The following is a 26,468-nucleotide window of genomic DNA, read 5'->3' as shown; positions in this document are numbered from 1 at the left end:
TCAGACGGTTTTATAAAATGCCGAATTACTGACGCTCTGTTCTCATACCCATCAATAAGCTCACACACATTGCAAGCAGAATGAAGGTAAATGGCAGTGCTGTAGAAATGGCACCGGCCTGAAGAGCTTGAACCGCCTCGGAGCCACCAATCCATAGCAGAGCAACCGCAATTGCACCTTCCATGAATGCCCAGAAGACACGTTGAAGTACAGGTGCATCGACTTTACCACCTGCCGTGATACTGTCGATAACAAGTGAACCAGAGTCAGAAGACGTAATGAAGAACACAAGTACCAACACAACAGCGATGATAGAAAGCATGCTACCAAATGGAAGAACATCAAACATTTGGAACATAGCAAGTGATACGTCAGTCAAGCCATTTGTGCCCAGCTCACCTACTTTATCAACAACTTGCTCGATCGCCAGACCACCAAATACAGACATCCAAACAACGGTAACCGCAGTTGGAACCAGTAGAACTGCTGTGATGAACTCGCGAACGGTACGGCCACAAGAAACACGCGCGATGAACATGCCTACGAATGGCGACCATGAAATCCACCAAGCCCAGTAGAACACTGTCCAGCCTTGGAACCAAGCTTCGTCCGTACGACCAAACGGGTTACTTAGTGGGATGATATTCTCTACATATGCCATAAGTGTGGTTGGAATCGAACCTAAACTCGCCGCCCAACCGATAAGACCAACAAGAATCAGTAGCAAGAACGCCACAACCATGTTGATGTTACTAATGACTTTAACACCACCATCGATGCCGCGTACGACTGAAACAACAGCAAGTAAAGTCACCACGGTAATAACGACGATTTGTAGGCCCAGGCCTGGCTCAACACCAAATACGTGATGAATACCACTTGCTGCTTGCTGCGCACCTAGACCTAGGGATGTAGCAAGACCAAATAAAGTCGCAAGCACAGCCAGAATGTCCACAATGTGGCCAGCCCAACCCCATGCACGATCACCCAGAAGTGGGTAGAAGATCGAGCGCATAGATAGCGGTAAACCTTTGTTGTAGGCAAAGAATGCTAAAGAAAGTGCTACAACACCGTAAATTGCCCATGGGTGAAGGCCCCAGTGGAACATCGTTGCACCCAGTGCCAATCTCGCGGCTTCTGGTGTATTTGCCTCAACACCAAGTGGCGTTTCATACCAACCGGTGAAGTAAGCGACAGGTTCTGCAACACTCCAGAACATTAAACCGATACCCATACCAGCTGCAAATAGCATTGCAAGCCATGACATAAACGAGTAATCGGCAACAGCGTCTTTACCACCTAGTCGGATCTTACCCATTGGTGAGACGATAAGCGCCAAACAGAAAATAACGAAAATGTTACCTGCAATAATGAACAACCAATCGAATGAACCAATAATTTTCCACTTCAGCCCATCAAGTGCCGTCTTTGCGGTATGTGCATCTAGAACTAATGCAGCGACAAGAAACAGCGCAATTAAACCTGCACTAATACCAAAAACTGGGTTATGAACATCAAAACCCCATTTTTGAACGTTGTCCTGACCTACCGTATAGTCGGTACTATCGATACTGTACTTATCTATACCCTTTGTCATCGTTCCTCTCTATTTTTGTAGTGTTTTTACGTACCAAACAAAAAAATCTTTCGAACACGATACGTTTTGCATTCCGTGAAGGCGCAAGATCCTATCATTTGACACGTTTTTGTCTATCTTTTTGCTATTAAAAAATCCAATAACTTACTTTTCACTGTGTGGTTACGGCCTTTGATAGAACAAATCACTACTACAATAGTTAGACTACAAACATTTATTGCTATAATAATTTTAGCTCTTCTTATTTTGTCGAAAAGGCGCGACAAAATGGTATTGAGGACACGGCGTAAAATTGTAGAGGTAATTTTTGATTTCCCCCCTTTAAATAAGGGCGCATTTAAGTTAGTGTCGCCTCGATAAATGTTCCCTACAGACTGGATGAATAAATTGGAAAAGTACGAAGAAGTATTGGTCTCGATTCGTCAGATCATCCGCGCTATTGATTTACATTCTAAAAAGCTGAGCAAAGAGTCTGGATTGACTGCTCCACAGTTGATTTTGATGCGCGCTATCAATGACTTAGATAACGTGACGATTAAACAGTTGTCTAGCCACACTAACATGAGCCAAGCGACCGCAACGACCATTCTAGATAGACTAGAACGAGGCCAGTTTGTTGAGCGTCAGCGCAGTGTTCAAGACAAGCGTAAAGTGCATGCTGTACTTACGAGCAAGGGCCAAGAAGCCTTAAAACAAGCACCAACGCCGCTGCAAGAGCACTTCATTAATCGATTCCAAAAATTGGAAGAATGGGAGCAATCCCTTCTACTATCTTCCGTTCAACGCATCTCGACGATGATGAATGCAGAGGACATCGATGTTGCTCCAATGCTAGAGCTTGGTAGCATTACCAAAGCCGATTAGTTTCGCTCCCACGTGCTCGCTTTTTGCGGGCACTACTCTCCTACTCAGTCAAGCCAGTTTCAAACGCATATTTTGCTAACTCTGCCGTCGAATGTAAGTCCAACTTGTGCTTAATGTTATGGCGATGCGTCTCTACCGTTCGATAACTAATATTGAGTAAAGTGGCGATTTTTTTGCTGCTGTTTCCTTGAGCAACTAATTTAAGTACCGCTTCTTCCCTGCGGCTGAGAGGATTCGTTTTTTGCGTGGCAGGCACCACTTCTTGGGTAAAGAGTGTTTGTGTGACGGATTCACAGAAATACGTCGAGCCTTGGTTCACCGTTTTTATTGCTTGCACCATTTTCTCGGCCGAGATTTCCTTGAGCATATATCCTACGGCACCAGCTTGCATGACCTTCATGATGTACTCGCGATTATCGTGCATGGTCAACATAAGTATTTTGCTCTCTGGGCGAGCTTCTTTAATTACACCAGTCGCTTCAATACCGTTCATTATTGGCATGCTGATATCCATCAATATGACGTCCGGTTGCAAGTGTTTTGCGACCTCTATCGCTTCCAAGCCATTACTTGCTGTACCCACCACTTCGATGTCAGACTCTAACTCCAAACGAGCCATGAAGCCATCCAATACCACTTGATGATCATCGACAATCACTACACTAATCGGTTTATCCATAAACTATTTCATCCAAATTAAGCAGCACAGTAATCTCTGTTCCCAAGCCAAGCTCACTCATTAGCTCAAATTCACCACCGATGAACTCTACACGCTCTTGCATGTTCCTTAACCCAATCCCTTGTTGGTGCACTGCATGGTTAACCACAAATCCAACCCCATCGTCACGTATGAGTAATTGCAGCATATTGCCCATTTTTTGCAAAGTAACCGTTACTTTTTTCGCTCGCGCATGTTTTTCAATGTTATTCAAAGACTCCTGAGCGACGCGATATAGCGTCGTTGCGACTTCCGAAGTCAGTTTGTGCTGCTGAGTATCGAAATTGCTCTCGATATCAATCCCGGAATGGGAATGAAAATCCTGTAGCAAGGTCGTCAGTGCTGCTTCTAAACCGATATCATCGAGGGCGCTTGGACGGAGCTGATGAGAAATATGCCGCACCTCATTTATCGCGGTGACGAGCGATCGTTGTGATTTATCTAAGTGGGATTTGAGTTTTTCGTCTTCCAGTCTATGACTCATTAAGTCTAAATGACATTTACTGGAGACTAACAACTGATTGATTCCATCATGCAGTTCTCGCGCTAAATGCTTTTTCTCATCTTCTTGGAACATCACGGTTTTATGTGCCAATTCTTTCAGGTTCTTATCAGCGAGGCGATGCTCGTGCAGATTGATCGCCAAAGTGAGAACAATGATTACAGCAACGGTCACCGCTAAGATCACGACGACTGAGAAAAATGTCGTTTCGATATTTTTGTTCACTGCCGCGCGCATATTGGCGACTTCTCGGCTTACATCCTCAATATACAGCCCAGTACCTATCATCCATTCCCACTTATCGAGCCATGCAGCGTAACTAAGCTTAGGGACGACTTCACCCGTAGATGGCTTTTGCCATAGGTACTGATGAAATCCTCCACCTGATTGCGCTTGATACAATAAAGCTTCGATTAAGCGATCGCCATTTTCGTCTTCAAGATAGAGTAAGTTTTCCCCGACAAGCTCCGGAAGAACTGGGTGTACAAGGTTGGTACCATATTTATCATAAGCAAAAAAATAGCCGTCCGACCCATAACTCAAACGATTTAAAATCGCTTTCACACGCGTTTTGGCAACACTCTCTTCTAAAGTCGGATCGTTGTAGATGTAAGAAATGGAGTCAAAAGCGACGTCGACCGTATCTTTCAGCGCCGCTTCTTTTGATTGGATCAGGTTTTGATGAAAGATCTCCACCTCCCTTTTGCCAAGGGTCTTGGTTTGATAGATAGAGATCCAGCTGATACTCGCTGACACCAATACCACGGGTATCAGTGTCAGCAGAATTAACTTTGCTTTGAGAGGCATCCCTTCCCTCCATGAAACGCTGCCTTTACAGCTTACTATCTTAGCAGTACAAACGAATCGATTGTGTCTGCATAGACATAATTAACAGCTTAACAACTTGTCTCAAAAGGTAAAAACTCTCAGTTCACAAAATCTCTTTATTATCGAGTGATTAACTCATACCGTAAAAACCTGGGAAAAACAGCAAAGACGCCAACACAACAATCTGAATCGCGATAAATGGCATCACACCTTTGTAGATATCTCGCGTAGTAACCCCTGCTGGAGCGACACCTTTTAGATAGAACAAACTAAAGCCAAATGGCGGTGTGAGGAACGACGTCTGTAAGTTCATCGCAATAAGAATCGCAAACCACGTCATATTAATGCCCATCAATTCAGCGACTGGCGCAATAATTGGCACGATGATAAAACAGATTTCAACGAAGTCGATAAAGAAACCTAAAATCAGAATCACCACCATGGTAATAATAAGGAATCCCCACTTTTCACCCGGCAGTTCTAACATCCACTCTTCAACTAAATAATCACCACCAGTGTAGGTAAATGCCATTGAAAAGGCGGTCGCACCAAGTAAGATCGCAAAGACCATTGCGGTTACTTTAACTGTCTCTTTTGATGCATCATAAATCATCGACCAACTAAACTGTTTATACAATAGTGATAAAATTATCGCACCTGCACCGCCCAGTGCCGCTGACTCTGTTGGTGTTGCAATCCCTGCAAAGATGGAGCCCAATACCACGATGATCAATGCTAAAGGTGGCAATACAGCTTTCAGTGCGGTGAGCACTTCTTGTTTACGACTGATCGATTCATCGCGCTCTATCGCCTGTGCGGCTTGAGGGTTCAACTTCGCGTAGATGAGAATATAGATCACATAGGCGCCAACAAGTGTAATACCGGGCCAGATCGCAGCTTGAAATAGGTCCCCTACCGGTACGCCAAGTACATCACCCAACAAGATCAACACTATAGAAGGTGGGATAATTTGGCCCAACGTGCCAGACGCACAAATAGTCCCACACGCTAAACCTTTGTCGTAATTGTACTTGAGCATCACAGGAAGAGATATTAAGCCCATCGCAACAACTGATGCGCCTACCACACCCGTTGAAGCTGCAAGCAATGCGCCAACTAACACGGTAGAAATAGCGATACCACCGCGAACGCCACCGAACAAACGCCCCATTGATTCTAGTAGCTGTTCAGCAAGCTTCGTTTTCTGTAGCACTAGCCCCATAAAAACGAACAGCGGTACGGCCATTAGCACCGTATTTTCCATAATGGACTGAATTCGATATGGCATAAAAGCAAACATCTCGATGCCTTCAGCCCAAACACCAAAAATCAGCGCGATACCACCAAAAGTAAAGGCAACGGGAAATCCCAATAGAAGCGCAAAGAGCGCAACAAAAAACATCACTATACCGATCATAATGACTTCCTTTTACGACTTACCGTTATTACCGGCATAGATGAGATGAGGGTTGACAATTTTGTTGATTGAATGAAGTAACAATCCAATACCACTCACCGCCATAAAGAAAAATGACAGCGGAATCATCGCTTTGATAATCCAACGATATGGTAAGCCACCTGGGTCACCAGACGTCTCGCCTAACGCGTAACTTTCCTTAGCGAAATCAACACCAAACCAAGCTACCAGTAGGCAAAAAGGGAATAAGAAAAATAGTGTGCCTATGATGTCGATGATGGATTGTGCTTTGTAAGATAAGCGTTCATAAAAAATGTCGACGCGAACATGGCCACCGGACTTAATTGCGTAAGGCACACCAAGCAAGAACACGGCAGAGAATAGATGCCATTCCATTTCTTGGAATGCGATAGACACATCATTAAACACGTAACGCATGACAACGTCGTACACAACGTTTGCTAACAACAAAATAAACAGGATGCTGGATAACCATCCGAGGAAATCGCTAAAGCGGTTAAATAATCGCTCAATATAAATAAGACTTCTCATTCCGAACTCCGTGGAACGTTTAGATGCGCTCCGCTATGGTGCGGAGCATTCATTATGAAGTTTTCTTGGGCTTCGATAGCAGGCTAAACCTCTCGGCATCGCCTGCTTCATAACGTTATTGTTGAGCTTGACTGTTTAAGTACGCTCGGTGCGAGATATCTGACCATGGTCGAACTTGATTCATATAGTTCGCTTGCGACTCTTGAATCTCTTTCGCCAAAGCATCTTTTTCTGCATGTTCTTTCAACAAACGATCGTTTGCTTCTCGCAACGCAGCTACTACTTCAGGTGGGAAATCTTTTACTTCAACATTTGGGTATTCAGACTTAATAGATGCCCAGTTTTTGCCGCTTTCGTGTTTCGATTGCGTGTACATATCGTAAGCGGCCGTTTTCATGGCTACTTGCAAAATCGCTTTTAGATCATCAGGTAGACGATTCCAGGTACGCTTGTTAACGAGGAACTGAAGCTCAGTCGCTGGCTCATGCCAACCTGTGTAGTAGTAAGGCGCGATTTTGTGGAAGCCCATACGTAGATCCAGCGATGGACCAACCCATTCCAAGGCATCAATTGTGCGACGCTCTAGAGAAGTATATAGCTCACCAGGGGCGATATTCGTTGGCTTGGCACCTAACTCAGCCAAAATCTCACCAGCAAACCCTGGGATACGCATTTTCAAACCCTGTAAGTCCTCGACGGACTTGATCTCTTTTTGGAACCACCCGCCCATCTGAGTATCGGTATTACCGCCAGGGAAAGACATCAAGTTATGTGGAGAGTACACTTTTTCCATCAGCTCCATACCACCGCCGTAGTAAAACCATGCATACTGCTCAGTTGGCAACATACCGAAGGGCATAGAAGTGAAGTAAAGTGTGTTTGGAACCTTACCCTTCCAGTAATAAGACGCTGAGTGACCCATGTCATACTGACCCGACTTAACCATATCAAACACCCCAAAAGGCGCTTTATGCTTGTTTGCGGAATCAATGCGGATTTGCAAACGTCCGTTGGACATCTCTTCCGCCATTTTGACCATGTTTTTTGTGGTATCACCAAAAATTGGGAAATTAGGCCCCCAAGTTTCAGCAAGCTTTAAACGATAGACTTTTTCAGCAGCGTTTACAGAAGTCGCTGCGAGTGCCATCGCGGCAGCGACAGCGGTTGTTTTGAGCACTCGTTTTAAAGATTTTTGGATTAGACTCATCGTTCACGTCCTTTATCACCAAGGTTATTGTTGTCATCCATTTCATTAGGATTGGCTGTATTCGGTATAAAAGATGTAACAATGTTGTCTAATGCGAAATGGGCATGAACACGGAAGCGAGTGATTCATCAATAAGGCATTAGCCTAAGGTATTACGTACAAGTACGTAGGATAATCGTCATGACAAAAGACTGTTAATAGCAAAATCAATAAATTATATTTTTGTCTATGAATAAAAATAAAAGATAATACGTACGTATTTTTCTGCCAAAAAATTTACATAGTATTTAAGAAAATGTGACAAACCACTTATTGGCAGTGTTAAAGTCAGTACTTAATGCATTATTTCCAATACCAAGATAAAAAAATACCTCGGCATCGGCCGAGGTATTCAATCTAGAACGGTAGCGGTAATTAAACTGCTTTGTAGATAACTTTGTTACCTGCTAACTGCTCTTTTTGAACTAGGTTTTCTTCAAGAAGCTTCTTTAGTGCGCCAGTAGCCCATGATGCCGCTTTAGTATCTTCTTGACCTGCAGCTAGACCGATGCCTTTAGGGTTAATACCTTCAGCATTCGCCATAACGATGTCTAATACTTGTTGTTGCTTAGGAGTAAGGGCAACATCAACTGTTTTCACTGCAGCTACTTTTTTATCAGCTACTACTTTCTCCGCAACAGCTTTTTCAGCAACAGAAGGTGCTACTGCTTTTTCCGCAACAGGCTTCACTGCTTTAGGTGCTGCAGCTAAGTTTGCTACTGTCGCTTTAATGCGTTTTTGCAGTTTCATCTGCACTTTACGCTTATGAGCAAGTCTCATTGAATATTTCTCCAGTTCACTGCATCTCAGCAGGGATGAAAATTTGAAGCGCGTTTTATACCAAAATTCACAAGCAATTTGTAGGTTTTAGCGGCGAAACGCGATGAAAAATGCGCTCAAAGCATAGAACGTCTACTATTTAATCAGATATTTTATGAACGGATTTATTGAATACTGGGTATAAAAACAGAGGTTTGTTTTATTTTAAATGCAAGTCAATGCACATAAAGCTGCCCACTCATTTTTGAACAAGTATTCGATGAGGTTATAAGCATGGAAACGCTGCACCTAACAAATTCACATTTCAAACCCAACTCCCCTATCAACAGAATACTTTTGTTGCTCGTTGCACTCATCACTTTGTTTTTGGTTGCCATTTCTCCGGGATGGAAGCAAGCCATGTTGTCGGTCATTTTGATGTCTGCAATCGTTGGTTTCGCCATCTTGATGATTAAGAAAAGCCAAGTCACTTTTACGCTGACAGCTTCTCACTTTCAGCAACACCTTTTTAAAGGAGGTTGGGTCGTCCGATGGCGAAATATTGAGTCAATCGGTATTTGTAGCTACCAACAGGAAGGGTGGCACCAACCGCTACCTTGGATCGGTATTCGTCTAAAACACTACTCACCCTACTTAAATTCAATCTGCCCTCGTATAGCGACAGAAATTCTCCTCAGCCAGCGAGCACTGCTTTACTTAGGCGCGAAACAAAATCAGTGTGAAGATAAGTTTGAGGATATAGTGCTTGACCCTAAACCGTATATAAACAGAGATGGGATTGAGTACAAAGGTTTGTTAGCGATGCTCGCCAACCGGATGAAGTATCAGAGAGGCTTTTATGGCTACGATCTATTTATATCAGCAAGTGATCTAGATCGTGAGGCTGAGGATTTTGTGGGACTGACTCGGCGATACTTAGCTGCCGCCGAGCCAGAATAATGCTTAGTACACGCACTTTTAGTAAAGCGGCATCTCGTCAGCAACGAACGGGTTAGTTTTACGCTCATGACCGAAAGTCGATTGAGGGCCGTGACCAGGGACAAACGTGACATCACTGCCTAAAGGCCACAATTTCTCTTTGATAGAACTAATCAACGTATTGAAATCACCTTGTGGGAAGTCAGTTCGACCAATGCTACCGTTAAACAAAACGTCACCCACAAACGCTAAACGCGCTTCTTCACTGTAAAGCACAACGTGACCAGGTGTATGACCAGGTGTGTGGAATACGTTCAGCACTTGATTACCAAAAGTGACAGTGTCACCCTCATTTAGCCATTGGTGCGGTTCAAACGCTTCTGTCAGTGGGAAACCAAACATTTGGCTCTGACCTTCCAAACCTTGCAACCAGAAGTTATCTGCCTTGTGAGGACCAACAATCTCTGTACCGCCAAGCAGTGCAGACAGCGGCTCCGTGCCACCTACGTGGTCCAAGTGACCGTGAGTTAGCACTAGGTTTACCACGTCAACACCCAGCTCTTTGATAAGCATAGCGAGCTGCTTTTCATCGCCGCCTGGGTCAACCACAATGCCTTTCATGGTTTCGTCACACCAGACAATAGAACAGTTTTGAGAGAAAGATGTTACTGGAACAACTTGGTATTTCAGAGCCATAGATAACCTATACCGAATAAATTTGCGTGAAAACTGCCGCAACTATGACACTAAGGCCTAGCGACTTCAAGCTTTGAACTGTGGGTAATCGACGACGTTCTGAGACTAGAAACCTTGTCTCAACTGGCACTACCAGGAACGAACAGCACCCGTATCGATATGAACAAAGTTACTGCCTGGATAATAACCCACGCCACCGGCTTTTAGGCTTAATGCAGCATCACGAACCGTTGAAAGCTTCACGCCGTCTAAACGGAAATCAATGGCCTTTCCTTCCATGTGCATGCTCTTTTTCGCTACACGAGAAGACCCGTTGCGCAGCGAGGCGTTAGTGGCAGGAGAACGGTAACCTGAAATGACGATCACCTCTGCTTCTGTACCAATTAACTTTTGAATTTGACTTATTTGATCGAACAAGCGTCTATCCATGGGATGAACCTCATTTCGTCGATGGTCTCGACAAAACTCATTCAGCCTTTGAAGTTCATCATTAATGTATCGTTTTCCATCGAAATAGCATGTTTCGAGGATCTCTCCAGTATTAAGATTGTTCATCGCCAGCGCACGTGGCTCGTCAGGGAGTGAAGCCCAAGAAAATGATGGCAGGGCAGACGCCAACACCACACCACCAGCGGTCATTTTAAGGAAATCTCGGCGGGAAAAGTTACGACTTACCATTTCAAAATACAGTGCTCAACAACTAGACAAGTCGTGGACATTAACCAAACACATTTGTCACGTCAAATGCATAAAACGCTCCATCTTGATTTTCAGATGCAGTAATTATTGCTTAATTATTGAACGAAAAGAGAATTCTTCGTTTTGTAAATTTTCCTTAAAGATTTCAACTGCGGTGATCGTACTTATAGATATCATCACGGTAGTAAAGCGTTCCCTCTTCCAACCATGCTGTTTGATAAATGATGTGTACTTGAATGCGCTCTCCCAAAGGAACTGACGTGTTAGACCGACGAGAACTTTCTCGCTTTTTCGCTAAACGTTCTTCCAACCCCTGAGTTTTGAACAGAAGTTCTGCTAACTGGTCTGCATGTTCTACACGAACACATCCTGAGCTGAATGCGCGTCTGTCCTGTTCAAACAAGTTCTTACTTGGCGTGTCATGCAAATAAATAGCTTGTGGGTTAGGCATATTGAACTTGTACAATCCCAGTGCATTTTGTAAGCCCGACGCCTGTCGCATACGATAAGGAAATGTTCTCGGATTCACCGTTGCCCAATTGATGGTTGTAGGGTCAATAATTTCGTTCGAAGTCCAAGACCGAATGATTTGAATGTTATGGTTAATCAAATACATCGGATTACGTTTTACTTTAGGAATAATGTCTTTAACCATGATAGTCCAAGGCACGTTCCAAGTTGGGTTGAGAATAACTGAATCCAGTGCTACCGACATGATGGGCGTTTTTCTTGATGCTCTCCCTACCACAACTTTAGACTCAAACAAGGGTTGACCGTCATGCCAATACGTGACTTCGTATCCAGGCACGTTAACAAAGACAACATTATCCCTTTCTTTCGACCAAATTCTTGAACGCTCAGAATTCAACGCCAACAGATGCAATCGCTCTTGAGGAGAAAAGTTGATCCATCGAATGGTATTCGGGCCGATAACGCCATCTTCTTTCAAACCATGAATACGCTGGAACTCTTTTATCGCAAGCTCTAATTGTTCGTCATATTCTTCAGTGACTAAATCCAAGTAAGAAACATCTACGCCTACGATCTCCATTCGCTCAATCAATAGGGGTCTGTTTTCTAATATATCGCCAACACGTGCTAGCCCAGTTTGTTGATAGGCAGGATATTGGTACTGAGAATGTTCCGATAGCGAAGAATAGGCGGAGTAGAAAGCATCATCTGTTTGTAATGGAGACCGGAGACTTGCCAAAAACTGACCAAGTTTGCCAACCGTAATCTCATTACTCAAAATCGATAAAGTATCGATGCTAGGAGCGGGTAACGTAACATGGGCTTTGTCTGTAAATAGCCAATTAATCCCTTCTTCGGGGAGTTGCTCAAGATAACTAAGGTACATCAAGAGTGAGTCTGTCATCACTAAATCGAAGTCGAGATTATCTCCCTGCCACCTTACTTGGTTTATCCGGTGAAGTTGATTTTCGAATTCGTCGGTGACATCCGCAAGAGCAACCAGGTTTACTTGAAAAAGAAACTGCTCAATATCACTTTCATTTTCCCAGTTCAAACGGTAATTGGTGCTTTGATACAGTTGATCAATCACCTCTGGATAATGGATCATTTTTTCTACAGACAGCTTTTGTACCGCTCCCTCTTGCTCGACTTGCGCTGAAGCTTCGAGAGAAACGACGGTGGAAAAGCTGCAAAACGGCACCAGAAGTGCCGTCATGATTAAAACCCTAGCAAACACTGAAATGATCCTTGCGCTACTTGCCATAATAAAAAGTATGGCAAATATCTCACAGCTTGCAGGTTTAAAATTAAGAATCTGATGCCGAAAACGACAACAAAACTCTCTATAAGTAATTACTCAATGATATTTCTAGATAATTCTCGACCAATGGTTGTCCCATTGCACTCCGCTTGCGAAGGTACTTTTTGACTCTTCAGGCCTTTGCTCTACCACTTTTCCCGCCCCAGAGCTGACTCGGAACTCATCGCCATAGACCACAACACCGGAGGCATCTGGTAACGCACTTAGCTCGACCAATTTGCCCGTAGATTTAGACCATATACCATAGCAACTGCCCGGAGGCGAAGTGGCTAAGATCCATTCATCGGTTGCTGCAATACTCGCAACGTAGTGATTGAAACGCGCCCACTCTTCAGGCTCAGCTTGAAGATCTTGCATTTCACCACCACGCGTGTGCATGGCGATCAAGGCTGGATACTCGTCCGGCTCACCACGATATTGCTGACCACAAAGCACGGTTTCCGCACCATCATGAGCTAAATGGCGAATACTCAACTTATGATCCGGTAAAGACACTTGATCCAGTAGCTCACCCTTCTGTGAAAGGTAACTCAGGCTGGGTTTCATGCTATCAAGATTGAGAGGTTCACGACCGTTAGTGTGTACGCCACCGACGCCAATCGCCAATACACCATCAGGCATCATGATCACTTCATGAGGACCAAGGCCAAAACCCGTTAACTCATCAATCTTTTGATATTGCTTCTGCACATCATAAACACCAATGATCCCGCGGCTTGTCCCCCTCTCCCCTTCTGTGGCAAATAGCAACGTGCCGTCATGGGAGTAAACACCATGTCCGTAAAAATGACGATTTGGCGTTGCTAGTTGCAGTTTGATCATCTGCTCTGAGCGATAATCAAACACCATGAAGAAAGTACCAGGTCGACGACCAAAAACTACGGCGTGGCCTTGTTGGTTGGTTGCTACACCGTGACCACGCTCAGGAATCGGCAATGAAGATAGCGGCATACCATGCTCATCCGCCACCACCGCTGCGAATTTATCTCGACCAATGATAGAACAGCCGATCAACGCAGGTTCACGTGAGCTTGTTGAAGCACAACCAAATGGCATCATAGGTATAGCCGCCCCGAATAGAGCGGCTTTCAGCAAGGTTCGGCGGGTTTGATCAGTCACCATCGGTTGCATTAAATCCTATAACTACGCCAAGCTCGATCGCCACTTCTTCGTGAATCAGGTACTTCAATTGCTCTAGCTTATTGTATTGAGAGAGCACCATGCGATAGCCTTCTTTTGTTTGTAGTGCAGCAAACAAGCTCTTATCTTCTGGCCAAGTTTCTAACGCCATTTCAAACTGATGAACGACACGGTCTGCGAGATCTGCATAGCCTTGCCCTCTAAGTAGCGCATCTAAACCATTCCCGTTAGCAAAGTACAACGCTTCCATCCCTTGAAGGTTGGCTTTTAAGTTTGAAAGCGAGGTCTCGGAACGCCACGATTCTGAGAAATACGGGCGAGGCTTACCAATCTTCGCTAGCGGTCGGCTCAACTTCTTCATGCTGTATTCAAGCTGATTCGAGAGCAGTGAAATGTACTCAGATTCCCATTCCGTCATCTCTAGCGATTTCCAAGGGTTCTCTGCCCAAGAATCCGCGATGATCTGCGCTTTGTCATCAAGGTTTTCAGCAATCGAAACGCCTGTCGCACAAGTATTGCCGTTGCTAGATAAGGTCGACGCTTTATCGTAAAGCAGCCATTCCAATGCACCTAAACCTTGTACGGTGACACTTTGGGTGGAGATATCTTCTACACTCCAAGCTTGATCAGATTTTGTCAGTACGGACATTTTACGACCAGTGGTGTTCTTTTTATCTGGCCAAAACTGAACATTCCAGCTTTGCTCCAGCGCCGTAGCAGGGCCACGTTCTTGACCTTGTAATGCCATCCACGCAAGCATAGTTTGATGCCATTGCTGTTTTACTTGTGCATCATCTTTCGACTCTGATGCGCAGTAATCTGCGAAGCGTTGTTCAAGTTCTGTGGTTTGCGCTAAAAACGTCTGAGCTGATTGAAACTCCACCTCGTACACGCTTTGAGAAATATGACTTGTACTCTCAGGCTTGGCAGAGCTCGAACCGATGGTCGATTGGCAACCAACCAAACTTAACGTTGCGGCAATCGCACTCACTAACAGTGTCTTTTTCATGGTTAGGTCCTTATAGAGAGTTCAGAAACGCAATGAGAGCATCACGTTCTTTTTTGTTCAGAGCTAAAACATTTTGTTTCGCCGTTTCAGCTTCGCCGCCGTGCCACAACACTGCTTCCATCAGGTTACGAGCGCGACCATCATGTAAGAAGTAAGTATGTCCGTTTACTTCTTCGGTATAACCAATGCCCCATAGCGGTGCTGTTCGCCACTCGCGGCCGTTTGCTTGATATTCCGGACGGTTATCGGCTAAGCCTTCACCCATGTCATGCAAAAGCATGTCGGTGTATGGGTGGATAAGCTGCTCAGAAAGCGCTGGTAACTCTGGTCGTTTCGCCGTTTTAACACTGGTCTTGTGGCAGCTTTCACAGCCAGACGCAGCAAAGATTTGCTGACCAAGTTTCACGTTAGGGTCATTGACATTACGGCGAATAGGTACAGCTAAGTGCTGGCTGTAAAACTCTACGAAGTCGAGAATATTTTCACTCACTTCTGGTTTGCCGCCATTTGGCATGTCGTCACAAATGCTTTGTTTCGAGGTACAGTTTTCATTTGGGAATAAATGGCTCGTAAGACCCACATCACCATTAAATGCTGCTGCATTTTGCTGCATTAGCGTCGGTTGTCCTGCTTTCCAGCCAAAACGACCAATCGAGAAATTGTCCCTCTCAATATCCCACACTTTATTTACTTTGCCTGAGATACCGTCTTTGTCGGCATCTTGTTCATCAGCCCAAGCAAGTAGCGTTTCGTCGGGAATACTCTCTAACAAACCAAGGCCGATCATTGGCGGTGCCACGCGTGCTGAGAACTCGGTATCAGGGTGCATATCGCCGTAACCCAGATCGGTAATGTTCAAATGAGGTTTTCTTAGCGTCACCGTCGTACCGTCTTTAAATTTCACTGGGACATCGGTGTAAGTGATTTCGATTTTGCCTTCTGGCGTTTGATCCTGCAGGGCGAAATCTTGAAGCTGACCACCATAAGTCGGCTCAGGTATGCCACCGTCTTTGATGTAGGCTTTCTTTTGTTCTGGCGTCATCGCAGGAATGCTTAAGCGCACTAACATAGACACGGCATGTAAATCATCTTTCTCTGGCGGATGACCACGACCGTCTTTGATGTGACAGTTCTGACAACCATTGGTGTTAAAAAGCGGACCTAGGCCATCACGAGCGTCTGTTGACGCTGGCGCTTGTACCCAAGGGTTGCGGAAAAAGCTGTTACCCACACTAAAATCTAGGCGTTTGCTCATCGGCAGGTTGGCAGCAGGAAGAGAATAGGCATTCGCGCCATCTTTTTTAACACTGGTTTTGCCACCAGACTTAACATCGTAAGCCATGGCAGAAGAAGAAAGGATCGCGGCTAGCGCAGAAATTAGGTATGGCTTCATATCATTGCTCTACATAGACAACAAGGGTGATAACAACGAGCTCAAACGTCAAAAGGGCTCACAAAGAGCCCTTATTTATTATGGTTTTCTTATTAAAACTCGTGGTCAGCAGTATCAGGGCTTAGGCTGTCGATGCCGACAATGCTTGCCGCGCGCTCAATCGCACCGGTTTGTGCTACCAACGACATGATGGTGTCGTTTACTAGCGCGTTGCCTTGTGCGTTACCCGCTGCAATAAGTTGGTCAAAGTGCTGGTTGTTCTTCTCTGCAGAAGTCACTAGCTCACCAACTTGGCTACGTGTTGTATCAAACTGCTTTTGAATGTCGGTCGCGGCTTTCTTATCTTTTTGAGCAACAAGGTCAGCGATACTTGGACCAGATAGCTCTTTGCCGTTTACACCTTTGTATGTGCCTGTGTAAACGTTGTAGATGCCTTGCTCATTGTAGTAGTGAGAGTTGTGCGTGTTGTCTGAGAAACAATCGTGCTCGTCTTCAGTTGAGTTCGCTTCTAGTGCCACCTTCATGCGCTCACCCGCTAGCTCACCTAGAGAAAGAGAGCCCATGCCGAATAGCATCTTGCGTAGACCATTGTCAGCAGATTCGTTTAGTAGCTCTTCACGGTAGTTGCCTTTCACTTCAGCAGACCACTGCTTTTCCATCCACTCAAGGTCTTGAACCAGTAAATCAGCGGCCGCTTTTAGGTACTCACCACGACGGTCACAATGGCCATTCGTACACTCAGAACCCACAACGAAATCAGTGTAAGCGCGTTGACCTGCACCCGCGTTAGTACCGTTTAGGTCTTGACCCCAAAGTAAGAATTCAATCGCGTGGTAACCTGATGCAACGTTTGCCTCAGAACCACCTACTTCGTTTAAATCTGCTAGTAATTCTGGCGTAATTTTTGAAACGTCCAGTTTAGAAGCACCGATCTGTAGGCTAGGGTTCGCGATGATGTTGGCAGCCGCACCTTCGTTACCCAATTCGTATTGGTAATCAGCCGCTACGTAGTCAATCAAACCTTCATCAAGTGGCCATGCGTTCAGCTGACCTTCCCAATCATCAACAATCGCGTTACCAAAACGGAAAACTTCAGACTGTTGGTAAGGCACGCGAGAATCTAGCCAAGCTTGTTTTACTTCTTCAAGCTTTTTCGCTGATGGTGATTTTAGAAATTCGTCGATTTTTACGTCAAGCGCCTTCGCTGTTGTTACTGAATCAGCAAACACAGCATGGGCAACGTCCGCGTAATGTTCGACTACTTGTTGTTTAGTTACTGTGGCAGCAACGGTAGAACCACTGGCAATGAGGAGTGATGCAGCAATAGATTGGACTAAAACTTTTTTTGCATTCATCTGAAGCATCCTTGTTGAGCTTTTCAATTATCGTATTGGTAGTGCTAATTATTCTTATTTGCACTTTAGTCTCGAGATAATACAAATTTACAATTTATTTGCAACTCCAGATACAAAAAAACCTCATAAAAATGAGGTTTTTCACAGGCTTTATTGTCAGTTTTATCTTTAGGATTAAACCTTTAGGTCATGTTTTCCGTGAGAGACTTTTGCCTTCAGATAATTTTCGTTGCCATCTTTGATATGTGCAGAGGTATTGACAACCTCGCCAATTTCAATTCCGTACTCAGATAACTCACGAATTTTCTTAGGGTTGTTCGTCACGAGGCGGATCTTATTCACGCCTAAAGCTTCTAGCATTTGTGCTGCTTCTGTGAAATCACGCAGGTCATCATCAAAGCCCAAATGGTTGTTAGCTTCGTACGTGTTCATGCCCTGGCTTTGTAAGCGGTATGCATCGATCTTATTGTACAAACCAATACCACGACCTTCCTGACGGAGATACAGGATGATACCACCGGACTCGCCCATGCGATTGATCGTCTCTTCTAGTTGCTCACCACAGTCACAGCGTGAAGAGTGGAACACATCGCCTGTCAAACACTCAGAGTGCATACGAACTAAAGGCATGTCCTGAGTTTGGTCCGCTTGTTTAAAGATAATAGCAACATGCTCTTTGTCTGTCTTCAGACCATGGAAAGACAGAATTTCGGCATCAATGTTACTTTTTGCCCCGACTTTAAAATCTACTCTGGCACGTACTTCCGCCATATCTATACTCACTCGATTTATTGCTTGATGCGTTTTCGTTATTGCATTCATGGGATTTACTCGTTGCTCTTCAACTATGGGGACTGATACCGCATTTTGCAATATAGAGATCACAATTGAGGGCAGTTATCCACTCAAGACAGCAAAAGAGAACCACTCTCCAACTGAACAATTGTTATATTATAACAATTTAAAAAAACTACAATAAAAAACCCCAGACAAATTTTGTCTGGGGTTTCAAGAAGGTCGTTTGGTCTATCTTTTAATGGGTCTGACTGCGCTTCCAAACGGCGAGTTCAATCCAAACTGCTTCGAGTTCTTGGATTTCCTCGTCGGTCAACACGGCGAGCGTTGAAGTAACTTGAGGCAGGTTCGGTGATTGCAATGCACGAATCTGCGAATAGAAGTCTTTTTTAAGTTGTAATATAACTGAATCCACTGCGTGCACCTATTTCGTTCTTTTATTACTTATCCAGCTCAAAATTTTTATTTTCTTTATACTGGAAACTTCATAAATTCGGAAAAATGATAACATTCTGCTTGTTAAGTGCACAATTTATTTTTAATAGTGGAATAACGGTCACATTAATTACGCTTCACCATTCGGATCGAATATAAGACAAAAAAGATCAAAAATAGCACAGGAAAGATCCACAACAGCGCCGTGGAATAATTTAATGGTGGTTGATACAGAACAATATTCCCATAACGAGCAACTAGATAGTCCTTTATTTCTTGATCTGAGCTGCCTTCATTGGCCATCGTATACACTTTCAACCTCAGGTCTTTGGCCGCCTGTGCATTAGACTCGACAAGGTTTTGGTTTTGACACTGCGGGCAGCGTAATGTCTTGGCTAGCGAGGTTGCACGCTGTTGCACTTCAACAGAATGAAACTCAAACAGATCAACATTCTGTTCTAAATCCGCACTTATCGTGAAAGGAGAAAATAGTATAAATAGGATTAAAGTGAGGAGAAGATTATTAAATCGAAACATTCAAGTATCCTGAAAATATATCGTTCCATTTATCTGCCGTTAGCTCTCCACGATATTTGATCAATATACGACCATTTGGATCAATCAAGTAAGTTTCCGGCGTTCCGATAACACCTAGCTCCACAGCGAGCTTTCCATTAGGGTCACTTATTACTTCAATATATGGGTTTCGTTTAGAGCTCAAATATTCACGAGCAGCTTGTTTTTGATCTCTATAATTCAGCCCAATAATAGGCACACCAAGTTCTGCTAACTGCAATAACTCTTCGTGCTCTCGTTTGCATACCCCGCACCAAGATGCCCAAACATTCAATAATTTATATCCGTCGCTTTTGAACAACTGCTCAGAAACCATGCCATCAGAGATCAGAGAAGTTGAGCGAAAATTAGGTGTCTCTAAATTTCGTTGTGGGGACAATTCAACATGCGGTCGCTCAGACAAAGCCACCGCAGTTACTACTGCAAACACGGCAACAGCCACAACGAGACCTGCGAGTTTAAGCGCATTTCTCGATCGCATTGATAGCCTCTCTCCTTTTCTTTAGGCCGGTTAATAGCGCACCAAACACAGCTAATAACCCACCAGACCATATCCACCAAATACCTGCGCGGTACTGAACTTTAATCGCATAAGCATGAGTGTCGACTTTATCACCCAATGTCACGTAATAATCGCCATGCCATAGTGAACGAATCGCGGGCTCGGTCATATTCATCACTCGCACAGGGTAATGACGCTTTTGCGGGTTGAAATTGAGCATGCGGCCATCTTCCAAGTGCAAGGTGATCTGTCCTTGTTCCGCGGTATAGTTCGGCCCCACCAGCCATTCGATACCATGATAATCGATAGTGATCCCTGCCCTTTGTTGAGAACTGCCGGGTTCGACACGTAAATTGTATTCATAAGAGTAGTGACTATTGAATACAGCCCCACTCACCGCCAGTGCAAAACCGATATGTGCCTTCACGATTGGCATGAGTTTACGTTTATTGGAACAGCGAAACAGCATAACGAGATGCGCCACAATCACCCAAGTAGCCAATGTTATGGTTAGCAATACTTCGAAATGCAGTGCGTGCACTAAGAAGATAAACCCGCTCCCAGCGACAAGAGATAACGCAATACTGATCGCAATATCAGCGCTTACACTCGGAACTGTGCCTTTTGTCCATTTCAGCACCGGCATCAAAGCTAAGGCAATCAGAGCCAGTATGCTTAATGGGAAGATCAGACTATTAAAGTAAGGTGCGCCAACCGAAATGTTCCCTAAGCCGAGCAGTTGATAAACCATCGGATAAAAAGTGCCAAGAAAAACGATGGCAGTCGCAATAACCAGCAGCCCTTTGGCGATATAAGCAGTGTAAGCTCGGCTCGCTAGAGATTGAAGTTTGAAACGAGGGAGTTGTTCTCCTCGCAAAATCAGTACGCCAAAAGTGATAATGACAAGCAAGCTCAATACACCAATCAGCACCAAACCTTTAGTTGGGTCCACCGCAAAAGCGTGCACTGAAGTCAGCACGCCAGAGCGCACCACGAATGTCCCTAAAATGCTTAGGCTGAACGTAGCAAACGCCAGTGCATAGGTGCTCCAAATTGCGCTTCTGTTACGTGTTGCGACAACACCGCTGTGCAACAAAGCAGTACCAGTAAGCCAAGGGAGTAGAGAAGCGTTCTCCACAGGGTCCCAAAACCACCAGCCGCCCCACCCTAGCTCATTGTACGCCCACCATGATCCCACCAAGATACCCAACGTGAGCGTTCCCCATGCAAAAAACGCTGCGCTTCGAGCAACCACATACCAATCGCTCATCGGTTGTTTACCCAATAGCGCTGCTAATGCAAAAGCTAATATTGCTGCGTAACCGACATAACCGAGATAAAGCAATGGTGGATGAATGATAAGCCCAACATCTTGCAACATTGGGTTTAGATCTCGTCCTTCCGACGCCAATACTTGGGTATACTCGAACGGGTTAGAGGTCATTAACGTGAACCAAGCAAATGTCGCAATAAGAACGTTCATGATTCCTAAACAGTCACAAGTATATTGGGCGTTGAGCGGTGACTTAAATGCAATAAACGACGCCCATAAACTCAAGGTGACGACCCAAAACAACATGGAGCCTTGGTGCCCACCCCAAGCGGCAGCAATTTTGAACGCCACGGGAAGTTGACTGTTGGAATGCGTAACAACATATTCCAACGCGAAGTTGTCTTGCACGAAGCAGACGATCAGAAGTGCTAAACAAATGATGGAAGCTAAGCTAATGATGTGGGACATCGCGACTTGATGCGGCAATGTCGCCTTCTTACCCATAGCACGACGTAGCCAATGCAGCAACGATGCACAAGTCGATGTTACAGCCACCAATATCAGTAAGAAGAACCCTAGCTCAGCCTCCATTTTTCCCCCTTACACTATGGTCATTTGACCGGCATAGAGAATGAAAGTACGTAGCATAAGTACGCCAACCAAGCTCAACGTCGTGACCACAAAAACGTAACTGCCTTTGTGGCGCACTTCTGAAGGCGTTAACCAATTGAGAGTCAAAGGCGTAATCATGCCGATGAACACTACCCCACCCCAGAACCATTGAGCCCAGAATCCACTCGAAATAGCATTCCAAGCCGCGACTTCGTTCTGACCACCGCTGAAGATCAGTCCAGTAAAGAATGTCACTAAGACAAACAACTCAAACAACACTACAGGGCGTTCAAATCCGTGCACCCAAGACACACTTGGGCTGCTGGTCGACTCTTTAAACACCAAGATGCCGAACATCAAGCATGCTGCTGCACCCGAGGACAAACTAGAGAACAGGAACAAGATTGGCAGTACTGGATTGTTTAGCATTGGGTAAGTCTTCAACGCAGACAATAGAAAGCCAGTGTACGCTGCAAGTACGATGGCTAAGAAGCCCAAGAATAATTCAATTGCGTTGTTGGCTTTCCCCGCCTTAATCAAAATGCCATCGGCAAAATCCAGCAGTTTGCTTGGTAACTTCCCTTCACAGAAGCTGATGATTTGATGGCGGAAGATAACGCCAATCCAAACAAACAGCACTAGCATGTACACTTGGAACAAGATCACGCCCATCGACATCACAGACGTTGGGTTGTAGTAGATCATGATCTTCCAAAACTCTAAAGGCTTGGTTAAATGGAAAATCAAAATTACCAACCCAGCAATGATGCCAAATGGTGCGAGCCAAGCCATCGCTTTCATGATGCCGTTGTTTGCGGGATCACCTTCAATCACTTTGCGTTTTAAATAGATAGAAATAATCACCGCACCCGCTGACATCCCAGCAAGGAATAAGTAAATCGCGATGACCCAATCCCAGACTAACGAGTCAAAGTGGAATGCACTTTCGAAGCCGTTCATGATGACACCTCCCCTTTGCTATGCGGAATTTTGTACAGTTTAGGTTGCGTACCTAAATGCGATTTATCGCGATAGACAACATGGCTTTCGATAGCTTTGCTCACCTCGCTAGTTGGGTCATTTAAATCACCAAAGATGAGTGCTTTTGTTGGGCAAGATTCCACGCAAGCTGGCTGCTTACCTTGCGCTAGGTTGGTATCACGGCAGAAGTTACATTTATCCGCAGAGTGATCGACTGGATTAAAGAAGCGCACTTGGTAAGGGCAAGCAGCAAGGCAATAACCACATCCGACACATTTCTCTTTGTGTACATCCACGATGCCGGTCGCTTCATCTTTGTATGCAGCGCCTGTTGGACAAACGTATACACATGGTGGGTTATCACAGTGCTGACAGGATTCACGAGTAAACTGGTATTCCACATCTGGGAACTCGCCAATCGGTTCACTGCGATGAATTTTAAGTCGCGTTACGCCTTCAGGGACTTTATTTACTTCGCGACAAGCATCGGTACAAGCGGTACAGCCAATGCAGGCATTTTCATCATGAACCATACCCATGCGTTTCGCTTGTTCACGGTTGCTGGCATAAAGAGAGGAGCTAACAACGGAAGTGCCTGCAACGCCTGTAGTTAAAATCAACGCGCCGCTGCCGGCTAAAAAGTTTCTTCTCGAACATTTCATGCTATCTCTCCTCTTCTTTGGCAAGTTCAGGTTCGACGGCAAATTCAGAGTGACAATCCACACACTGCTTGATCAGTTGTTTTCTGTCGTACGACAACGCTTTGGTTTTCGCTGCGTGTACATCGTGGCAATTTGAACAAGTGAGGTTTTTGGCGTGCACATCGTGCGTCCAGTGGATTTCTCTCAGCTGTGTCGGTGCGTGGCAATCCACACATTGGCTGTTGGCTTTAAGAATCATGCTTGGATCAAGGAACACTTTGTCGTGTACCTCTTTCGATTGCGCGGCAGAAAACTTAATCACATCAGGCGCGCCCTCACGATGGTCGGGACCAATGTTGCTATGGCAATTGGTGCAATTAAGTTGCTTCCCTTGGCTGAGTAGAGCTTGCGGGTCATGCGAAAGGTTCAGAGTCTCTTTTGCATCCTTATGACATTGCAGACACTTGTAGTCACGGTCACGGATCAACTCGACTTGATGACGCTCAGCTTGAGCACCTTCAATCGGCTCTGAAGAAGTCGCATGGGCGGCGATGGAGAAACCATAGATGGCAAAGACGAAGAGAAGTTTCAGCATTGTCTCTATGGTCAATTTTATATTGCCCATATTGTTCTTTCCTTAGCTCGATAATAATTGATAACTATTCTCAATTATTTATTTGAGCGACAATTAATTTCCTCTGAAGATATTTTTTAGATCTTCAAATGACATCAATTCTTATTTCGGAAAGCCACAACGCTAAACCTATATTTATAATACCTCTATTATTCATAAGGGGTAGAAACGCCTGCTCAAAAAGCGAACTAAATCACCCTATTTTTAAAAAGGTTAAAACCCAAAGCATTGCAGAACAATGACTTAACAACTACCACTTTAGAGGTATATAAATTCAAACATGACTGAGATCACTGGTGTAAATTGATCTAAAACAAGACAAGATTCACTCACTATTTCATCTATCCAATTAAGCAATATTATTAATCGTAGATCTCCAGTTCTTATTTGGAATAGCTCCTCACAACGCTGCTAATAAAAACGAATATGGAGATAACACTGTGAGCATAAAACACTGGATGAGCGCACCTATTGCGGTTGCGACCTTATTCGCCAGCCAATTATTTTTGGTTGACGCTCCGTTAGCGGCAGAAGAGAAGGATTTTATCGATCCTCGTAACGATGTCTTTGAACAGAACCACCCTGATCAATACCATTCTTGGAAAGCAACATCCGAAAGTGAGCACATTGAAGATGCTCTAAGTGAAGACCCAAACATGGTTATCCTGTGGGCAGGTTATGGCTTCGCGAAAGACTACAACAAAGCGCGCGGTCACTTTTACGCACTTGATGATGTTCGCCAAACCTTACGTACCGGCGCACCAACCGACGAGAAGTCCGGGCCTATGCCGATGGCGTGCTGGAGCTGTAAAAGCCCAGACGTTGCTCGCGTGATTAATGAACGTGGTGAAGACGGTTATTTCGAAGGTAAATGGGCACGCTTAGGCTCAGAAATCGTCAACCCTATCGGTTGTTCCGATTGCCACAACACAGGCTCTGAAGCCTTCAAGAAAGGCGAACCTGCGCTAGCACTGACTCGCCCATACGTCGAGCGTGCTTTTGATACTATTGGTAAAAACTTTGATGAACAGTCTCGCCTAGATAAGCAAGCATCGGTCTGCGCTCAATGTCACGTTGAATACTACTTCACCGGCCCAACTAAAGCGGTTAAATTCCCATGGGATATGGGCACCACCGTTAATGACATGGAGAAATACTACGACGCGTTGAATTTCAAAGATTGGACGCATGCCGTATCTAAAGCGCCGATGCTAAAAGCACAACACCCGGGTTTCGAAACTTGGAGAGCGGGTATTCATGGTAAAAACAAAGTGGTGTGTGTGGACTGCCACATGCCTAAAGTGACCAAAGAAGACGGTACGGTGTACACAGACCACAAAGTGGGTAACCCATTTGATCGTTTTGAAGACACCTGTGCGCAATGCCATACCCAAACTAAAGAGCAGCTACAAGGCATCGTCTCGACTCGCAAAGCGCAAGTACTGAACATGAAGCTAACCGCCGAGAAGCAAATCGTAGCGGCACACTTTGAAGCAGGCGCAGCGTGGAAAGCAGGTGCAACAGAAGCAGAGATGGAACCTATCCTACAAGATATTCGCCATGCACAATGGCGTTGGGACTACGCGATTGCTTCTCACGGTGTCCACATGCATGCTCCTGAGGTAGCACTAGAAGTACTTGGTACTGCAGTTGACCGCGCTGCTGACGCCCGTACCAAGTTGGTTCGCTTACTGGCAACCAAAGGCATTACTGACCCTGTTCAAATTCCAGATATCTCGACCAAAGCGAAAGCACAGCAAGCACTGGGCATGGATATGGATAAGATGAACGCAGACAAGAAACACTTCCTAGAAACGGTGGCACCAGAATGGGATAAAGCAGCAGCTGAACGTGAAGCCACGTACTGACCAGTATCAATCACACAAGGTTAAGTAGAGAAAACTAAGGGCGTACGTTGCGCCCTTAGTTTGATAGAAAACAGAGGGAAACAAATTAGCGACGAGGAAGCCTCGGTCTAGGCTGAATATTTGGACGTGCTTTAGGTATCTGCACATTTGGACGAGCAACTGGACGCTGGATCTTCGTTTCCGGTAATGCTTTTCTTTGTTGAACCTTTTCTTTTACCGCCTTGCCTTGTAAAGCCGCTGGCTCAATACGCTCCGGACGATTCTCCCATTTGGTTTGAATCTCTTGCTTTTGCTCGTCAGGCAATGATTGCCAATGATCGTCGAGTTGGCGTTTCATGTTATCGATATTGGCGGACATATCATCGTCCTTCCAATCCTCGACTTTGTCTTTGATGGATTGCTGTTCGTCTTCATCTAAACCATTCCACCACTCTTCCAGTTTCTCTTTGTATTCGTCGTCGTTGTCGCAACACCCCGGATAGTAATAAATCCAGTAGTCGTCATGATCGTACCACCACGGATCGTAATAACCCGATGAATAATAAACCATAGAGGAAGAGCCAGAACGATCGGAAGAGCTACAACCCGCCAGCACAGAGCCGCACAGCAAAACCAATATGCTTAGTGCTTTATTTTTCATTCGTT

Annotated in this window: 26 protein-coding genes; 3 read left to right on the top strand and 23 right to left on the bottom strand. The window is 44.9% G+C overall.

Annotated elements, in window-relative coordinates:
* Positions 1 to 25: 25 nt before the first annotated feature.
* Entirely contained in the window at positions 26 to 1,597 is a 1,572-nt protein-coding gene (locus J4N40_RS06115; RefSeq protein ID WP_250654430.1) for a BCCT family transporter, read from the bottom strand.
* A gap of 387 nt (positions 1,598 to 1,984) precedes the next feature.
* On the opposite strand from J4N40_RS06115, the gene J4N40_RS06110 reads away from it, so the two are divergent.
* The gene (locus J4N40_RS06110) at positions 1,985 to 2,461 is read left to right on the top strand and encodes a MarR family winged helix-turn-helix transcriptional regulator (RefSeq protein ID WP_005376877.1); all 477 of its coding nucleotides are present in this window, start codon (positions 1,985 to 1,987) and stop codon (positions 2,459 to 2,461) included.
* A 40-nt stretch (positions 2,462 to 2,501) separates the two neighbouring features.
* Here the strand turns inward: J4N40_RS06110 and J4N40_RS06105 are convergent, their stop codons facing one another.
* From J4N40_RS06105 to J4N40_RS06080, 6 genes are all read right to left on the bottom strand, one after another.
* The gene (locus J4N40_RS06105; RefSeq protein WP_017636110.1) at positions 2,502 to 3,140 is read right to left on the bottom strand and encodes a response regulator; all 639 of its coding nucleotides are present in this window, start codon (positions 3,138 to 3,140) and stop codon (positions 2,502 to 2,504) included.
* Positions 3,133 to 4,488 (bottom strand): cache domain-containing protein, encoded by a 1,356-nt coding sequence (locus J4N40_RS06100; RefSeq protein WP_005376873.1) that lies wholly within the window; start codon positions 4,486 to 4,488, stop codon positions 3,133 to 3,135. The genes J4N40_RS06105 and J4N40_RS06100 overlap by 8 nt, the downstream gene beginning before the upstream one ends.
* A 151-nt stretch (positions 4,489 to 4,639) precedes the next feature.
* Positions 4,640 to 5,926 (bottom strand): TRAP transporter large permease, encoded by a 1,287-nt coding sequence (locus J4N40_RS06095; RefSeq protein WP_005376871.1) that lies wholly within the window; start codon positions 5,924 to 5,926, stop codon positions 4,640 to 4,642.
* Positions 5,927 to 5,938: 12 nt separating this feature from the next.
* The gene (locus J4N40_RS06090) at positions 5,939 to 6,478 is read right to left on the bottom strand and encodes a TRAP transporter small permease subunit (RefSeq protein ID WP_053306570.1); all 540 of its coding nucleotides are present in this window, start codon (positions 6,476 to 6,478) and stop codon (positions 5,939 to 5,941) included.
* A 115-nt stretch (positions 6,479 to 6,593) separates the two neighbouring features.
* On the bottom strand, positions 6,594 to 7,685 hold the full coding sequence (locus tag J4N40_RS06085) for a TRAP transporter substrate-binding protein (RefSeq protein WP_115386144.1): 1,092 nt from the start codon (positions 7,683 to 7,685) through the stop codon (positions 6,594 to 6,596).
* A 414-nt stretch (positions 7,686 to 8,099) separates the two neighbouring features.
* The gene (locus J4N40_RS06080) at positions 8,100 to 8,504 is read right to left on the bottom strand and encodes a hypothetical protein (protein WP_005376863.1); all 405 of its coding nucleotides are present in this window, start codon (positions 8,502 to 8,504) and stop codon (positions 8,100 to 8,102) included.
* A gap of 273 nt (positions 8,505 to 8,777) precedes the next feature.
* Here J4N40_RS06080 and J4N40_RS06075 point away from each other — a divergent pair, with 273 nt between their 5' ends.
* On the top strand, positions 8,778 to 9,443 hold the full coding sequence (locus J4N40_RS06075) for a DUF2982 domain-containing protein (protein ID WP_115386145.1): 666 nt from the start codon (positions 8,778 to 8,780) through the stop codon (positions 9,441 to 9,443).
* Between the two features lie 18 nt (positions 9,444 to 9,461).
* Here the strand turns inward: J4N40_RS06075 and J4N40_RS06070 are convergent, their stop codons facing one another.
* The 15 genes from J4N40_RS06070 to nrfB form a co-directional block, all read right to left on the bottom strand.
* A complete protein-coding gene (locus J4N40_RS06070; protein ID WP_115386146.1) occupies positions 9,462 to 10,118 on the bottom strand; it encodes an MBL fold metallo-hydrolase in 657 nt (218 codons plus the stop codon).
* Positions 10,119 to 10,247: 129 nt separating this feature from the next.
* Complete coding sequence (gene mepK / locus J4N40_RS06065; protein ID WP_031778936.1) at positions 10,248 to 10,796, bottom strand: peptidoglycan L,D-endopeptidase MepK; 549 nt, start codon at positions 10,794 to 10,796, stop codon at positions 10,248 to 10,250.
* 166 nt (positions 10,797 to 10,962) lie between these two features.
* Positions 10,963 to 12,525 carry a L,D-transpeptidase family protein gene (locus J4N40_RS06060; protein WP_457664537.1) on the bottom strand — a complete coding sequence of 521 codons (1,563 nt, stop codon included), beginning with the start codon at positions 12,523 to 12,525 and terminating at the stop codon, positions 10,963 to 10,965.
* 132 nt (positions 12,526 to 12,657) lie between these two features.
* Complete coding sequence (locus J4N40_RS06055; RefSeq protein WP_025998733.1) at positions 12,658 to 13,740, bottom strand: DUF1513 domain-containing protein; 1,083 nt, start codon at positions 13,738 to 13,740, stop codon at positions 12,658 to 12,660.
* On the bottom strand, positions 13,721 to 14,758 hold the full coding sequence (locus J4N40_RS06050; RefSeq protein ID WP_017636116.1) for an imelysin family protein: 1,038 nt from the start codon (positions 14,756 to 14,758) through the stop codon (positions 13,721 to 13,723). Before J4N40_RS06050 ends, J4N40_RS06055 begins: the two co-directional genes overlap by 20 nt.
* 10 nt (positions 14,759 to 14,768) lie before the next feature.
* Entirely contained in the window at positions 14,769 to 16,151 is a 1,383-nt protein-coding gene (locus J4N40_RS06045) for a di-heme oxidoreductase family protein (protein WP_017636117.1), read from the bottom strand.
* Between the two features lie 92 nt (positions 16,152 to 16,243).
* Complete coding sequence (locus J4N40_RS06040) at positions 16,244 to 17,506, bottom strand: imelysin family protein (RefSeq protein ID WP_250654429.1); 1,263 nt, start codon at positions 17,504 to 17,506, stop codon at positions 16,244 to 16,246.
* 174 nt (positions 17,507 to 17,680) lie between these two features.
* Positions 17,681 to 18,328 carry a GTP cyclohydrolase II gene (locus J4N40_RS06035; protein WP_170893460.1) on the bottom strand — a complete coding sequence of 216 codons (648 nt, stop codon included), beginning with the start codon at positions 18,326 to 18,328 and terminating at the stop codon, positions 17,681 to 17,683.
* Between the two features lie 211 nt (positions 18,329 to 18,539).
* On the bottom strand, positions 18,540 to 18,716 hold the full coding sequence (locus tag J4N40_RS06030; RefSeq protein WP_020480909.1) for a hypothetical protein: 177 nt from the start codon (positions 18,714 to 18,716) through the stop codon (positions 18,540 to 18,542).
* A 146-nt stretch (positions 18,717 to 18,862) separates the two neighbouring features.
* Complete coding sequence (gene nrfF, locus J4N40_RS06025; protein ID WP_017636119.1) at positions 18,863 to 19,273, bottom strand: heme lyase NrfEFG subunit NrfF; 411 nt, start codon at positions 19,271 to 19,273, stop codon at positions 18,863 to 18,865.
* Positions 19,260 to 19,793, bottom strand: a complete 534-nt coding sequence (locus J4N40_RS06020) for a DsbE family thiol:disulfide interchange protein (RefSeq protein WP_017636120.1) — start codon at positions 19,791 to 19,793, stop codon at positions 19,260 to 19,262. The genes nrfF and J4N40_RS06020 overlap by 14 nt, the downstream gene beginning before the upstream one ends.
* Complete coding sequence (locus J4N40_RS06015) at positions 19,771 to 21,678, bottom strand: heme lyase CcmF/NrfE family subunit (RefSeq protein ID WP_250654428.1); 1,908 nt, start codon at positions 21,676 to 21,678, stop codon at positions 19,771 to 19,773. Before J4N40_RS06015 ends, J4N40_RS06020 begins: the two co-directional genes overlap by 23 nt.
* A gap of 9 nt (positions 21,679 to 21,687) precedes the next feature.
* Entirely contained in the window at positions 21,688 to 22,659 is a 972-nt protein-coding gene (nrfD, locus tag J4N40_RS06010; protein ID WP_250654427.1) for a cytochrome c nitrite reductase subunit NrfD, read from the bottom strand.
* Positions 22,656 to 23,342, bottom strand: coding sequence for a cytochrome c nitrite reductase Fe-S protein (nrfC, locus tag J4N40_RS06005; RefSeq protein WP_086046905.1), 687 nt, complete (start codon positions 23,340 to 23,342; stop codon positions 22,656 to 22,658). Before nrfC ends, nrfD begins: the two co-directional genes overlap by 4 nt.
* A 1-nt stretch (position 23,343) precedes the next feature.
* Positions 23,344 to 23,946: a cytochrome c nitrite reductase pentaheme subunit gene (gene nrfB, locus J4N40_RS06000; RefSeq protein ID WP_017820468.1), complete on the bottom strand. Its 603-nt coding sequence runs from the start codon at positions 23,944 to 23,946 to the stop codon at positions 23,344 to 23,346.
* 449 nt (positions 23,947 to 24,395) lie between these two features.
* On the opposite strand from nrfB, the gene nrfA reads away from it, so the two are divergent.
* The gene (nrfA, locus tag J4N40_RS05995; protein ID WP_250654426.1) at positions 24,396 to 25,823 is read left to right on the top strand and encodes an ammonia-forming nitrite reductase cytochrome c552 subunit; all 1,428 of its coding nucleotides are present in this window, start codon (positions 24,396 to 24,398) and stop codon (positions 25,821 to 25,823) included.
* Positions 25,824 to 25,908: 85 nt separating this feature from the next.
* Here nrfA and J4N40_RS05990 read toward each other — a convergent pair whose 3' ends face one another.
* Complete coding sequence (locus J4N40_RS05990) at positions 25,909 to 26,463, bottom strand: hypothetical protein (RefSeq protein WP_213886642.1); 555 nt, start codon at positions 26,461 to 26,463, stop codon at positions 25,909 to 25,911.
* Between the last annotated feature and the right edge of the window lie 5 nt (positions 26,464 to 26,468).

Origin of the sequence: Vibrio sp. SCSIO 43097 (assembly GCF_023650755.1) — a bacterium.
Taxonomy (GTDB): domain Bacteria; phylum Pseudomonadota; class Gammaproteobacteria; order Enterobacterales; family Vibrionaceae; genus Vibrio; species Vibrio alginolyticus.
This window is presented reverse-complemented; position numbering and strand designations above follow the sequence as displayed.